Origin of the sequence: Actinomycetospora sp. NBRC 106378 (genome assembly GCF_030269685.1) — a bacterium.
Classification (GTDB): domain Bacteria; phylum Actinomycetota; class Actinomycetes; order Mycobacteriales; family Pseudonocardiaceae; genus Actinomycetospora.
The window spans coordinates 34,548-50,459 of the sequence record NZ_BSTT01000005.1; the positions used below are offsets into that span (position 1 = coordinate 34,548).

At 77.8% G+C, this 15,912-nt stretch carries 1 protein-coding gene (cut by a window edge); it reads left to right on the forward strand.

The window, feature by feature from the left end; all coding sequences use genetic code 11:
• Nucleotides 1–15,912: the 5' portion of a type I polyketide synthase gene (locus QSK00_RS13760; protein ID WP_285591568.1), read on the forward strand. The gene runs 12,582 nt beyond the window's last position; 15,912 of the gene's 28,494 nt are visible here — the first part of the coding sequence; its start codon is at nt 1–3; its stop codon lies beyond the right edge, outside the window.

Genomic DNA, 15,912 nt, shown 5'->3' on the forward strand with positions numbered 1-15,912 from the left:
ATGGACAACGAAGCAAAGCTCCGCGACTACCTCAAGCGCGCCACCACCGATCTGCGGCGCAGCCGCCGACGCGTGGACGAGCTCGAGGCCGCCGCCGGGGAGCCGATCGCCATCGTCGGCATGACCTGTCGCTACCCGGGCGGCGTCACGAGTCCCGAGGACCTGTGGCGCCTGCTCGAGGCGGGGCGGGACGGCATCACCGCGCTCCCGACCGACCGCGGCTGGGACGTCGACGCCCTCGCGGACGCGTCGGCGGTGGCGGGCGGCTTCCTGCACGACGCGCCCGAGTTCGACGCGGAGTTCTTCGGCATCTCCCCGCGGGAGGCCGTGGCGATGGACCCGCAGCAGCGGGTCGTCCTCGAGGCCGCGTGGGAGGCCTTCGAGCGGGCCGGGCTCGAGCCGACCTCGCTGCGCGGCACCCACACCGGCGTGTTCATCGGCGCCATGGGCCAGGACTACCGGGTCGGGCCGGCCGACGGCGCCGAGGGCTTCGCGCTCACCGGGACCACCGGCAGCGTCCTCTCCGGGCGCATCGCCTACAGCTTCGGCACGGTCGGGCCGGCCGTCACCATCGACACGGCCTGCTCCTCGTCGCTGGTGTCGGTGCACCTGGCCACCCAGGCGCTGCGGGCGGGGGAGTGCACCCTCGCCCTCGCGGGCGGCGTCACCGTCATGTCCGGCCCCGGCACCTTCCTCGAGATGGGCCGCCAGGGCGGCCTCTCCGCGGACGGGCGCTGCCGGTCCTTCGGCGACACCGCGGACGGCACCGGCTGGGCCGAGGGTGTGGGCCTGCTCGTCCTGGAGCGGCTCTCCGACGCGGTGCGGCACGGGCACGACGTCCTCGCCGTCGTCCGCGGGACCGCGGTCAACCAGGACGGGGCGTCGAACGGGCTGACCGCGCCGAACGGCCCGTCCCAGCAGCAGGTCATCACCCAGGCCCTCGCCAACGCCCGGCTCTCGCCCGGCGACGTCGACGCCGTCGAGGCGCACGGCACCGGCACCACCCTCGGCGACCCCGTCGAGGCCCAGGCCCTGCTCGCCACCTACGGCCGCGCGCGCCCCGAGGGCCGCCCGCTGCTGCTCGGCTCGGTCAAGTCCAACCTCAGCCACACCCAGGCCGCCGCCGGCGTCGCCGGGATCATCAAGATGGTCCTCGCGATGCGGCACGGCGTGCTCCCGCGCACCCTGCACGCCGAGGTCCCCACCCACCACGTCGACTGGGGCGACGGCGACGTCCGGCTCGTCACCGAGAACACCCCGTGGCCGGAGACCGGCGCCCCGCGCCGGGCCGCGGTCTCGTCCTTCGGCATCAGCGGCACCAACGCCCACACCGTCGTCGAGCAGGCACCGGCCGGGGAGGCGCCCGACGCGGACCCGGCGCCCGCGCTGGTCCCGGGGACCGTCCCCGTGGCGGTCTCCGGACGCAGCTCCGAGGCGCTGCGCGCCCAGGCCGCGACCCTCGCCGACGCGTGGGACGGCGACCGGCCCGCGGACCTGCGCGACACCGCCTTCTCCCTCGCCACCACCCGCACCGCGTTCGCCCACCGGGCCGTCGTCCTCGCGTCCGGACCCGACGACCTCGCCGCGCCGCTGGCCGCGCTCGCCGCCCCCGACGCGGACGCGACGGCCCTGCCCGGCGTCGTCGCCGGCACGGCCGTCGACGAGCCGGAGCTCGCGGTCCTGTTCACCGGCCAGGGCAGCCAGCGCCTCGGTGCCGGCCGGCAGCTCGCCGCCCGCTTCCCGGTCTTCGCGGACGCGTTCGACGAGGTCCTCGCCGCGCTCGACGAGCACCTGCCGCGTCCGCTGCGCGAGGTACTGCACGGCGACGACCCCGACCTGCTCGACCGCACCGCCTACGCCCAGCCGGCGATCTTCGCCGTCGAGGTCGCGCTGTACCGCCTGGTCACCTCGCTCGGGGTCGCCCCCGCCCACCTGATCGGCCACTCCGTCGGCGAGATCGCCGCAGCGCACGTCGCGGGCGTGCTGTCCCTGCCCGACGCCGCGGCCCTGGTCTGCGCCCGCGGGCGGCTCATGGACGCCCTGCCCGCCGGCGGGGCGATGGTCGCGGTGGCGGCGTCCGAGGACGAGGTCGCCCCGCTGCTCGGTGAGGGCCCGGTCGCGATCGCGGCCGTGAACGGTCCCCGGTCGGTCGTGCTCTCCGGCGAGCGGGCCGCCGTCACCGCGGTCGCCGCGGACCTGGCGGCCGCCGGCCACCGGACCCGCGAGCTGCGCGTCAGCCACGCCTTCCACTCCCCGCTGATGGAGCCGATGCTCGACGGGTTCCGGGCGGTGGTCGAGGGACTGGAGCTGCACGCGCCGCAGGTCCCCGTCGTCACCGACGCCACGGTCGCCGACGACATCACCTCGGTCGGGTACTGGGTCTCCCACGTCCGCCGCGCCGTGCGCTTCGGCGACGGCGTCGGGCAGCTCGTGCAAGACGGGACGACCGCGTTCCTGGAGCTCGGCCCGGACGCGGCCCTCACGGGCCTGGTGCGCGACGCCGTGCCCGCCGACGCCGTGTGCGTGCCCGCCCTGCGCGCCGACCGCGACGAGGAGACCACGCTCACCGCGGCGCTGGCCGCCCTGCACGTCCACGGCGTGGCGGTCGACTGGTCCGCGTGGTTCGCCGGCACCGGCGCCCGGCGCGTCGAACTGCCGACCTACGCCTTCCAGCGCCGCCGCTACTGGCCGCGCGGCGACCAGGGCACCGCCGACCTGCGCGCCGCCGGGCTCGGCGTCGCCGGGCACCCCCTGCTCGCCGCCGTCACGTCCCTCGCCGACTCCGACGGCGCCCTGCTCACCGGACGGATCTCGGTCCGCACCCACCCGTGGCTCGCCGACCACGCCGTGGGCGGACGGACCCTCCTGCCCGGGACCGCGGTGCTCGAGCTGGCGGTGCGGGCGGGCGACGAGGTCGGCTGCGACCGGGTCGAGGAGCTCGTCCTCGCCGCCCCGCTGGTCCTGCCCGCCGACGGCGGGGTCGCCGTGCAGCTCGCGATCGGCGCCGCCGACGGCGCCGGCCGGCGACCGTTGACCGTGTACGCGCGGCCCGACACCGGCGCCGCGACGGACGACGAGATCTCCTGGACCGCCCACGCGACCGGCGTCCTCGCCCCGGCCACCGCCGTTCCCGCGCCGGTCGACGACGCCGCGGTCTGGCCGCCCGCCGGCGCCGAGCCCCTCGCCGTCGAGGACCACTACGACGTCCTCGCCGGACTCGGGTTCGCCTACGGCGCGACCTTCCGCGGCCTGTCCGCGGCGTGGCGCCACGACGACGACGTCCTCGCGGAGGTCGTCCTCCCCGAGTCCGCCCGCGCCGACGCCGAGACCTTCGGGCTGCACCCCGCCGCGCTCGACGCCGCCCTGCACGCCGTCCCGCTGCTCGCGCCCGACGGCCGGGGCGAGGCCCGGGTCCCGTTCTCCTGGGAGGGCGTCACCCTCCACGCCGGCGGGGCCACCGTCCTGCGGGTCCGCGTGTCGCCCGTCGCCGACGACACCGTCGCGCTGACCGTGACCGACCCGACCGGCTCCCCGGTGCTCTCCGTCGACGGCCTCGTGCTGCGCGCCGTGGCCAGCGGTGTCAGCGATGCCGACGGCGAGGCCGCGCTCGCCCGCGAGGCGCTGTTCCGCCTCGACTGGACCGCCGTCGCCGCGGCCGCCGCCGGGCCCGGTCCGGTCGCGCTCGTCGGCGCCGACCCGTTCGGTCTGCACGCCGCCGCCGACCTGACCGACGCCGTCCGGGTCGCCGACCTCGCCGACCTCGCCTCCCGCCCGGCCGGCATCCCCGCCACCGTCGTGCTCGCGCTCACCGACGACCGCGACACCGCCGACGACCGCGACACCGCCGACACCGTCCCGGCCGCGGCGCACCGCCTCGCCGCCGCCGCCCTGCGGACCGTGCACGCCTGGCTCGGACTCGGCGCGGCCGTGGACGGCGCCCGGCTCGTCCTGGTCACCCGCGGGGCCACCACCGGCCACGACCTCGCCTCGGCCGCGGTATGGGGCCTCGTGCGCTCCGCGCAGTCCGAGCACCCGGGCCGCTTCGTCCTGGTGGACCTCGACGCCGCCGCGGCCACGGCGGACGGGTCCGGGTTGCCCGCCGGGACGCTGGCCGCCACCGGGCCGCAGCTGCGCGTCGTCGGCGGCGAGCTGCAGGCCGCCCGCCTCGCCCGCGCCACCCTGCCCGTCGGGGAGACGGGCCGCGGCTTCCCCGGCGGCCGCCCCGTGCTGGTCACCGGCGGCACCGGCGGTCTCGGCGCCCTGCTCGCCCGCCACCTCGTCACCGACCACGGCGTCCGCGACCTCGTCCTGGCCAGCCGTCGCGGTCCCGCGGCCCCCGGCGCGACGGAGCTCGCCGCGGACCTCGTCGCCGCCGGCGCCCGGGTCGAGGTCGTCGCCGCCGACGTCTCCGAGGTCGACGCGGTGCACGACCTGTTCACCACCCACGGCATCGGGTCGGTCGTGCACACCGCGGGCGTGCTCGCCGACGGCGTGGTCGAGTCGCTGACCGACGAGCGCCTCGCGCAGGTGCTCACCCCCAAGGTCGACGCCGTCTGGCACCTGCACGAGGTGCCGGCCCGGCTCGGGGTCGACCTCGACGCGTTCGTCGTCTTCTCGTCGGTCGCCGGCATCTTCGGCAGCGCCGGCCAGGCCAACTACGCCGCCGCGAACGCCTTCGTCGACGCGGTCGTCGCCCACCGACACGCCGCCGGGGCGCCCGGGCTCTCCCTCGCGTGGGGGCCGTGGGAGTCCGGCGCCGGCATGACCGGCACCCTGACCGACGACGAGGCCGAGCGGATCGCCCGCTCCGGCGTCCCGCCCCTGACCCGCGCGCAGGGGCTCGCGCTGTTCGACCTCGCCCTGCGCACCGACGACCCGGTGCTCGTCCCGGTCCGCCTCGACCTCGCGGCGCTGCGCGAGCGTGGCGTGCCGGTCCCGCTGCTCGAGGCCCTCACCCGTCCCCGGCGCCGCCGTGGCGTGGCCGCCCCCGCCACGCCCGCCGGCACGGGCCTCGCGCAGCGACTCGCCCGCCTCGACGCGCAGGGCCGCGACGACCTCGTGCTCGACCTGGTCCGCGCGCAGGTGGCGCTGGTGCTGGGGCACGCCGACGTCGGCGACGTGGACGCCGGGCGGGCCTTCCGCGACCTGGGCTTCGACTCGCTGACCGCCGTCGAGCTGCGCAACCGGCTCGGCGCGGCGACCGGGCTGCGCCTGCCCGCCACCCTGGTCTTCGACCACCCGACGGTCCGCCGGCTCGCCGACCACGTCCTCGCGGAGCTCGCCGGTCTCGCCGAGCCGGCGACGACCGGCGCGCCGGTCACCGCCGTGGGCGCCGACGACCCGATCGTCGTCGTCGGGATGGCCTGCCGGTACCCGGGCGGGGTGTCCGACCCCGACGAGCTGTGGGACCTGGTCGTCTCCGGCACGGACGCGGTGAGCGGGTTCCCGACCAACCGCGGCTGGGACGTCGAGCACCTCTACGACCCCGACCCCGACCACCCGGGGACGACGACGACCCGCCACGGCGGGTTCCTGCACGACGCGGGGGAGTTCGACCCGGCGTTCTTCGGGATGAGCCCGCGGGAGGCCCTGGCGACGGACGCGCAGCAGCGGTTGCTGCTGGAGTCGTCGTGGGAGGCGATCGAGCGGGCCGGGATCGACCCGACGTCGCTGCGCGGGACGGCGACCGGCGTGTTCGCCGGGGTCATGTACAGCGACTACTCGGCGGTCCTGGCCGGTCCGGAGTTCGAGGGGTTCCAGGGCAGCGGCAGCTCGCCGAGCATCGCCTCCGGCCGCGTGGCGTACACGCTGGGCCTGGAGGGGCCGGCGGTCACGGTGGACACCGCCTGCTCGTCCTCGCTGGTCGCGATGCACTGGGCGATGCAGGCCCTGCGCTCGGGCGAGTGCTCCCTCGCCCTGGCGGGTGGCGTCACCGTGATGGCCACCCCCACCACGTTCGTCGAGTTCTCCCGCCAGCGCGGCCTCGCCCCCGACGGGCGGTCGAAGGCGTTCGCCGACGCCGCCGACGGGGTCGGCTGGTCCGAGGGCGTCGGGATGCTCGTGCTGGAGCGCCGCTCGGACGCGGTGCGCCAGGGCCACGAGATCCTCGCGGTCGTCCGTGGCTCCGCGGTCAACCAGGACGGCGCCTCCAACGGGCTCACCGCACCGAACGGGCCGTCCCAGCAGCGCGTCATCCGTGCCGCCCTGGCCTCGGCCGGGCTCACGACCGCCGACGTCGACGCCGTCGAGGCCCACGGCACCGGCACCACGCTCGGCGACCCCATCGAGGCGCAGGCGCTGCTCGCCACCTACGGCCGCGACCGCGACGAGCCGCTGCTGCTGCGTTCGGTGAAGTCGAACCTGGGCCACACCCAGGCCGCCGCGGGTGCCGCGGGGATCATCACGATGGTCCAGGCGATGCGCCACGGGGTGCTGCCGGCGACGTTGCACGTCGACGCGCCGTCCTCGCACGTGGACTGGTCGGCCGGCGAGGTCGCGCTGGTCACCGAGGCGACCCCGTGGCCGGCGGTCGACCGGCCGCGCCGGGCCGGGGTGTCGTCGTTCGGTATCAGCGGCACCAACGCCCACGTGGTCCTCGAACGGCCCGAGCCGGAGACCCCGGCTCCCGCCGACGTCCCCGTCGACGTCCGCACCCCGGGGACCGTGCCCCTGCTGCTCGGCGCGCGCAGCGCCGCGGCCCTGCGCGGCCAGGCCGCCCGGCTCGCCGCGCACCGGCGCGCCCACCCCGGGCAGACGGCCGCCGACCTCGCCCTCTCGCTCGCCACGACCCGCGCCCGGTTCGACCACCGGGCCGCGGTGGTCACCGACGGGTCCGACGACACCCTCGACGCCGCCCTCGCCGCCCTCGCCGCCGGCCGGAGCGACCCGCACGTCGTCACCGGCGAGCGCGCGTCGACCCCGCGCCTCGCCGTGATCTTCCCCGGCCAGGGCAGCCAGCGCGCCGCCATGGGCCGCGACCTGGCCCGCTCCGAGCCGCGCTTCGCGGCCGCCCTCGACGCCGTGTGCGCCGAGCTCGACCCGCTGCTCGACCGCCCGCTGCGCGACGTGCTGTTCGCCGAGCCCGGGTCCGACGACGCCGCGCTGCTCGACCGCACCGGCTGGACCCAGCCCGCGCTGTTCGCGATCGAGGTCGCCCTGTACCGGCTCGCCGAGGCCTGGGGCCTGCGCGCCGACGCCGTCGCGGGCCACTCCGTGGGCGAGATCGCCGCCGCCCACGTCGCCGGGGTGTTCGGTCTCGCCGACGCCGCCCGCCTGGTCACCGCGCGCGCCGCGCTCATGGACGCCCTGCCCGACGGCGGGGCCATGGTGGCGCTCGAGGCGGCCGAGGACGAGGTGGCCGACCTGCTCTCCGAGCGCGTCGGGATCGCGGCCGTCAACGGCCCGGACAAGGTCGTCGTCTCCGGGGACGTCGACGCCGTCCGCGGCGTCGCCGACACCGTGGCCTCGTGGGGGCGTCGCACCCGCGAGCTGCGGGTGAGCCACGCCTTCCACTCGCCGCACGTCGACGCCGTCCTCGACGACTTCCGGGTCGTCGCCGAGTCGCTGACCTACCACGCCCCACGTGTCCCGCTGGTCTCCGACCTCACGGGCGAGCGCCTCGACGAGGCCACCGCCCGCTCCGCGGACTACTGGGTGCGCCACGTGCGCGGCACCGTCCGCTTCGCCGACTGCGTGCGCACCCTGCGCGCGGGCGGCGCCACCGCCTTCCTCGAGCTCGGCCCCGACGGCCTGCTCACCGCCCTGGCCCGCGACGTCCTCGGCGAGGACGACGACGCCGAGCTGGTCCCGTTCCTGCGCACCGACCGCCCGGAGCCGGTCGCGGCCGCGACCGCCGTCGCGCGGCTCGCCGTGCGCGGCACCGACCCCGACCTCCCCGCGCTGCTCGCCGGGACCGGGGCCCGCCGCGTCCCGCTGCCGACCTATGCCTTCTCCCACGAGACCTACTGGCCCGAGCGCCCGCCCGCGGCGCCGGGCGTCGGCGCCGACCCCGCCGACGCGCGCCTGTGGGCGGCCGTCGACCGCGGCGACGCCACCGAGCTCGCCGGACTGCTCGGGCTCGACGCCGCCGACGGCGGCGTGGACGACCTGCTGCCGGCCCTGTCGGGCTGGCGGCGCGGCAGCGGCGAGCGCACGCTGCTCGACGGTCTGCGCTACCGCGAGACGTGGACCCGGCTGCGCCGTCCCGCGGCGCCGGTGCTCGACGGCACGTGGCTCGTCGTCGCGGGGGCGGCCACCGTCCGCGACGACGCCGCGACCGTGGACGGCGTCGCCGAGGCGCTCGGCGCACACGGTGCCCGGGTCCGGCGGCTCGTCCTCGACGGCACCCCCGCCGACCGCGCCGCGCTGGCCGCGGAGCTGGACGCCGTCGCCGGGCCCGACGCCCACGTGCTGTCCCTGCTCGCCCTCGACGAGGACCCCGCCGACGACCCCGGGCACGCCCCGCTGCGCCGCGGCCTCGCGCTGACGATCGCCCTCGTGCAGGCCCTGGCGGCGCGCTCCGGCGCGGAGCAGGCCCCCGGGCGCCTGTGGGCGGCCACCCGGGGAGCGGTCTCCACCGGCCCCGCCGACCCCCTGACCCACCCCGCCCAGGCCGCCGTGTGGGGCCTCGGGCGCGTCGTCGCCCTGGAGCACCCGCAGCTCTGGGGCGGTCTGGTCGACCTGCCCGCCGTCCTCGGCCGCCACGACGGCGGACGGCTCGCCGCGGTGCTCGCCCCCAAGGACGGGCCCGACGGGGAGGACCAGGTGGCGCTGCGCCCCGACGGGGCGGCCGGACGCCGCCTGGTCCGCGGCGGCGCCGAGACCCTCCCGGCGCCGGAGGCGTTCACGATCACCGGCACCGTCCTCGTCACCGGCGGGACCGGCGGGCTCGGTGCCGAGGTCGCCCGCTGGCTCGCCCGCTCCGGCGCCGACCGCCTCGTCCTCACCAGCCGCCGCGGCCCCGGGGCCCCCGGCGCCGAGGCCCTCGCGGCCGAGCTCACCGCCCTCGGACCCGCCGTCGAGATCGTGGCCTGCGACGTCGCCGACCGCGCCGCGCTCGCTGCCCTGCTCGCGGACCGCCCCACCGGCGAGCGCCTCGCCGGCGTGGTGCACACCGCGGGCGTCGGGCACTTCGACGCCCTCGACACGCTCTCGGTCGGCCAGGTCGCCGACCTCGCCGCCGCCAAGCTCGCCGGTGCCGCGCACCTCGACGACCTGCTCGGCGACGCGGAGCTCGACCTGTTCCTGCTGTTCGGCTCGATCGCCGGCGTGTGGGGGAGCGGGCGGCAGGCCGCCTACGCGGCCGCCAACGCCTACCTCGACGCTCTCGCCCGGGCCCGCCGCGCCCGGGGGCGGACGGCGACCAGCGTCGCCTTCGGGCCGTGGGCGGAGGCGGGGATGGCCGCCGACGACACGATCGCAGAGTCGCTGCGCCGCCAGGGCCTCGGGCTGCTCGACCCCGGCCCCGCCATGACCGAGCTCCGCCGCGCGGTCGTCGCCGGCGAGCCGTGCGTCACCGTCGCGGACGTGGACTGGGCGCGCTACGCCCCGCTGTTCACCTCCGCCCGTCCCAGCGCGCTGCTGGCCGAGCTGCCCGAGGCCGCCGCGGCGACCGCGGACGGCGATGCCGCGGCGTCCGGTTCCTCGGAGCTCGCCCGCCGGGTCGGCGACCTCGACGAGACCGCGGGGACCGCCCTGCTCACCGACCTCGTCCGCACCGAGGCCGCCGCCGTGCTCGGGCACGCGGGGACCGCCGACGTCGTGGCCGACCGGGCCTTCCGGGACGCCGGGTTCGACTCGCTGACCGCGGTCGAGCTCCGCCGCCGCCTCGCCGGCGCCACCGGGCTCGCGCTGCCCGCCACGCTGGTGTTCGACCACCCGACGCCCACGGCGCTCGCCGGGCACCTCCGCGCCGAGCTGCTCGGCGCCCAGGACGGGATCGCGGTCGCGCCCGTCGCGGCGGCGAACGCGGACGAGCCGATCGCCATCATCGGCATGGCGTGCCGCTTCCCCGGCGGGGTCACCTCGCCCGAGGGCCTCTGGGACCTCGTCGTCGGCCGCGTCGACGCGACGAGCGAGTTCCCCACCGACCGCGGCTGGGACACCGCCGCCCTCTACGACACCGACCCCGACCACGCCGGGACGACCTACTCCACCCGCGGTGGCTTCCTGCACGACGCCGGCGACTTCGACCCGACCTTCTTCGGGATCTCGCCCCGCGAGGCCCTCGTCATGGACCCGCAGCAGCGCCTGCTGCTGGAGACGACCTGGGAGTCCTTCGAGCGCGCCGGGATCCGCCCCGACACCGCCCGCGGCAGCGCGACCGGCGTGTTCATCGGCTCGAGCTACCAGGAGTACGGCGAGGGGGCCGGCGAGGGCAGCGAGGGACACCGGGTGACCGGGAGCAGCCCGAGCGTGCTGTCCGGGCGTCTCGCCTACGTCTTCGGGCTCGAGGGCCCCGCGGTCACCGTCGACACCGCGTGCTCGTCGTCGCTGGTCGCCCTGCACCTGGCATGCCAGTCGCTGCGGCACGGCGAGTCGACGATGGCGGTCGCCGGCGGTGCCACCGTGATGACCACGCCGAACCCGTTCGTCGCGTTCAGCCGGCAGCGCGCCCTGGCCCACGACGGGCGCTGCAAGGCCTTCGGCGACGACGCCGACGGCATGACCCTCGCCGAGGGCGTCGGCGTCCTGCTGGTCGAGCGGCTCGCCGACGCCCGCGCGAACGGGCACCCCGTGCTCGCGGTCGTCCGCGGGTCGGCGGTCAACCAGGACGGCGCCTCCAACGGGCTGACCGCGCCGAACGGGCCCTCCCAACAGCGGGTCATCCGCCGCGCGCTGGCCGACGCCGGCCTCGAGCCCGGCGACGTCGACGTCGTCGAGGCCCACGGCACCGGCACCCCGCTCGGCGACCCGATCGAGGCGCAGGCCCTGTTCGCCACCTACGGCCGGGGCCGTGACCCGGAGGCGCCGCTGCTGCTCGGCTCCGTGAAGTCGAACATCGGGCACACCCAGTCGGCGGCCGGCGTCGCTGGCGTCATCAAGTCGGTCATGGCGCTGCGCCACGGGATGCTGCCGGCCACCCTGCACGCCGACGAGCCCTCCACCCACGTCGACTGGTCGCCGGGGACGGTGCGCCTGCTCGACGAGGGGCGCGACTGGCCCGCCGTGGACCGTCCCCGCCGCGCCGCCGTGTCCTCCTTCGGGATCAGCGGCACCAACGCCCACACCCTGCTCGAGCAGGCCCCCGCCGCCGCGGAGCCCGCGCCCGCGCTCCCGGTCGCGCCGGACGTCGTCGTGCCCTGGGTGCTGTCCGGCCACGGCCCGGCCGCCCTGCGCGACCAGGCGGACCGCCTGCTCACCCACCTCGCGAGCACGCCGGAGCGCCCGCTCGACGTGGCCTCGTCGCTGGTCAGCTCCCGGGTCGCCCTCCCGCACCGGGCCGTCGTCGTGCCCGCGGCCGGGACCGGGCCGGCCGAGGGACTGCGGGCGATCGCCCTCGACGGGCCGTCGGCTACCGTCGCCCGCGGCGTCGCCGACGTCGCCGGTCGGACCGTGTTCGTCTTCCCGGGCCAGGGCTCGCAGTGGGTCGGGATGGGTGCCGCCCTGCTCGACGCGTCACCGGTCTTCGCCGAGCGGATCGCCGAGTGCGCGGCCGCCCTCGCGGAGTTCACCGACGTCGCGCTGCTCGACGTCCTGCGCGACCCCGACCCGTCCGCGCTGGAGCGGGTCGACGTCGTCCAGCCCGCCTCCTTCGCCGTCATGGTGGCGCTCGCCGAACTGTGGCGCTCCTACGGCGTCGAGCCCGACGCCGTCGTCGGGCACTCCCAGGGTGAGATCGCGGCCGCCGTCGTCGCCGGGGCGCTCTCGCTGCGCGACGGCGCCCGCGTCGTCGCGCTGCGCAGCCGCGCGATCGCCGCGTCCCTCGCCGGGCGCGGCGGGATGATGTCGGTGGCCCTGCCGGTCGCCGAGGTCGAGGCCGCACTGGCCGACCGCGACGGGATCTCCGTCGCCGCCGTCAACGGCCCGCGCGCGGTCGTCCTCGCCGGGACCCCCGAGGCCCTCGACGTCCTCACCGCCGACCTCACCGCCCGGGACGTGCGCGTCCGCCGCATCGCGGTGGACTACGCGTCGCACTCCGAGCAGGTCGAGGACCTGCGCGCCGAGCTGCTCGACGTCCTCGCCGACGTCGCGCCGACCGCCGCGCGCATCCCGCTGTTCTCCACCGTGACCGGCGGATGGCTCGACACCACGACGATGGACGCGACCTACTGGGTCGACAACCTGCGCCACCGCGTGCGCTTCGCCGAGGCGATCGCCGCCCTCGTCGCGGGGGAGTACCGCGCGTTCGTCGAGTCCAGCCCGCACCCCGTCCTCGCGATGGCCGTGCAGGACGTCATCGACGAGGCCGGCGTCCCGGGCGTCGCCGTCGGCACCCTGCGCCGGGGCGAGGGCGGGCCCGCACGGATGCTGCTCTCGGCCGCCGAGCTGTCCGTGCGCGGCGTCGACGTCGACTGGTCCACGGCGTTCGCGGGCACCGACGCCCGCCGCGTCGACCTGCCCACCTACGCCTTCCAGCACGAGCACCTCTGGGCCGTCCCGCCCGCGGCCCGTCCGGGGTCGGCCGACCCCGCCGACGACGCCTTCTGGGACGCCGTCGAGGACGGCGACGTCGCCGCCCTCGGCGCCACCCTGGGCGCCGACGACACCGCGGTCGCCGCGGTCCTGCCCGCCCTCGCCTCGTGGCGGCGGTCCCGCCGCGAGCGCTCCACCGTCGACGCGTGGCGCTACCGCACGGCCTGGCGCCCGCTGCCGACGCTGCCGCCGCGCCCGCTCGGGGGGACCTGGCTGCTGGTCGGCCCCGACGGTCCCGCTCCCGACGGGAGGGGCGCGCTCGACCTCGACGTGCTCGCGACCGCCCTGGCCGGACGCGGAGCCGAGGTCCGTCGCCTCCTCCTCGACCCCGCCGACGCCACCGCCACCGACCGGGCCCGCCTGGCGGAGCGGCTGGCCGTGGCGGCCGACGGTGCCGACGACGGCCTCGCCGGGGTGGTCTCGCTGCTCGCCGCCGGCGCCGCGGACGCCCCGACCGGCACCGTCGTCGCGACGACCGCCCTGGTCGCGGCCCTCGGTGACGCCGGCGTCACCGCGCCGCTCTGGGCGCTGACGCGCGGCGCCGTCTCGACCGGTCCGGCCGACGTCGTCGTCGCCCCCGAGCAGGCCCTCGTGCTCGGCGTCGGCTGGACGGCCGCGCTCGAGCACCCCGACCGCTGGGGCGGGACGATCGACCTGCCCGCCACGCTGGACGACCGTGCCGCCGACCGGCTCGCCGCCGTCCTCGCCGGCGGCGCCGGCACCGAGGACCAGCTCGCGCTGCGCGCCTCCGGGGTGCTCGCCCGCCGGGTGGTGCGTGCCGACGCGACACCGGCCCGCCCGGCGGGCCCGGGCCCGCGGGGCACGACGCTGGTCACCGGCGGCTCCGGCACCCTCGCGCCGCACCTGGCGCGCTGGCTGGTCGCGCGCGGCGCCGAGCACGTGGTGCTCTGCAGCCGCCGCGGTCCGGACGCGCCCGGTGCCACCGACCTGGTCGCCGAGTTCGACGACGCCGCGACCACCGTCGAGGCCCGGGCCTGCGACATCACCGACCCCGAGGCGGTCGCCGCCCTGCTCGCCGACCTCCGCGACGCCGGGCGCCCGGTCCGCACCGTGCTGCACACCGCGGCGACCATCGAGCTGCACACCATCGCCGACGCCACCCCCGAGGGGATCGCCCGCGTCCTGGACGCGAAGGTCACCGGAGCCCGCGTCCTGGACGACCTGCTCGACCCCGCCGAGCTCGACGCCGTCGTCCTGTTCTCCTCCGTCGCCGGCCTGTGGGGCAGCGGCGCCCACGCCGCCTACGTCGCGGGCAACGCCTACCTCGGCGCGCTCGCCCAGGCCCGGCGCGCCGCCGGGGTGCCGACGACCGCCGTCTTCTGGGGCATCTGGGCCGACGACCTCAAGCTCGGTCGCGTCGACCCGACGGCCATCCGACGCAGCGGCCTGGACTTCATGGACCCGGCGCTCGCGCTCGCCGGCCTGGGCCGCGCCCTCGACGACGGCGAGGCCGCCCTCGCGGTCGCGGACGTCGACTGGGCGACCTACCACCCGGTCTTCACCTCCGGGCGGCCGACCAGCCTGTTCGACGAGGTCCCCGAGGTCCGCGCCCTCACCGAGGCGGCCGACGCGCCCGACGAGGCCGCGCGCGGCGAGTTCGCCGCCCGGGTGGCCGACCTGTCCGCCGCCGAGGCGCAGCGCGCCGTCCTCGAGACCGTCCGCGCCGAGGCCGCCGCGGTCCTGGGCCTCGCCTCGCCCGCGGAGCTCGGCGACCGGCGCGCCTTCCGCGACGTCGGGTTCGACTCGCTGACCGCGGTCGCCCTGCGCAACCGGCTCGCCCAGGTCACCGGCCGCACGCTGCCCTCGACCATGGTGTTCGACCACCCGACCCCGGAGGCCCTCGCCAGCTTCCTGCGCGGCGAGCTCGCCGGGAGCGCGGGCGGGCCGACCGCCGTCGTCGCGGACACCGCCCCGGCCGAGGACGACCCGATCGCGATCGTCGGCATGAGCTGCCGCTACCCGGGCGGCGTCGCGTCGGCCGAGGACCTCTGGCGGGTCGCGCTCGACGAGGTCGACGCCATCTCCGGCTTCCCCGCCGACCGCGGCTGGGACGCCGGGCGGCTCTACGACCCCGACCCCGACGCGGCCGGACGCACCTACTCCACCCAGGGCGGCTTCCTGCGCGACGTCGCCGACTTCGACCCCGCGTTCTTCGGGATCTCCCCGCGCGAGGCGCTGTCGATGGACCCGCAGCAGCGCCTGCTGCTGGAGACGACCTGGGAGGCGTTCGAACAGGCCGGCATCGACCCGACCGCGCAGCGCGGCAGCCGCACCGGCACGTTCGTCGGCGCGAGCTACCAGGACTACGGCAGCGGCACCCCCGCCGCGGAGGGCGCCGAGGGCCACATGATCACCGGGACGCTCCCGAGCGTCCTGTCCGGCCGGGTCTCCTACCTGTTCGGCTTCGAGGGGCCCGCCGTCACGCTGGACACCGCGTGCTCGTCGTCGCTCGTCGCGATGCACCTCGCCTGCCAGTCGCTGCGTCACGGCGAGAGCTCGCTGGCGCTGGCCGGCGGCGTCAGCATCATGTCCACCCCGATGCCGTTCATCGGCTTCAGCCGCCAGCGCGCCCTCGCCGTCGACGGCCGCTGCAAGGCCTACGCCGACGGCGCCGACGGCATGACCCTCGCCGAGGGCGTCGGCGTCGTCCTGCTCGAACGCCTCTCCGACGCCCGCCGCCACGGCCACCGGGTCCTCGCGGTCGTCCGGGGCTCGGCGATGAACCAGGACGGCGCCTCGAACGGGCTGACCGCGCCGAACGGGCCGTCGCAGCAGCGCGTGATCCGGCAGGCGCTCGCGAACGCCGGCGTCGGGCCCGGCGACATCGACGTCCTGGAGGGCCACGGCACGGGCACCGCGCTCGGCGACCCGATCGAGGCGCAGGCCCTGTTCGCCACCTACGGGCGCGACCGGGACCCGGAGCGCCCCCTGCTCCTCGGCTCGGTGAAGTCCAACATCGGCCACACCCAGATGGCCTCCGGCGTGGCGAGCGTGATCAAGCTCGTCCGTGCCCTGCAGGAGGGGGTCGTGCCCCGCTCGCTGCACATCGACCGGCCCTCCACCCACGTCGACTGGTCCGCCGGGACGATCTCCCTGCTCGCGCAGCGGACGTCGTGGCCGGAGACCGGCCGGCCCCGCCGCGGCGCGGTCTCGTCGTTCGGGATCAGCGGGACCAACGTGCACACCGTGCTCGAGGCCGCCCCCGCGGCCGAGCCGGCCGCCGTCGTCGAGGGCCCCGCCGGACCGGTCGTGGCCTCG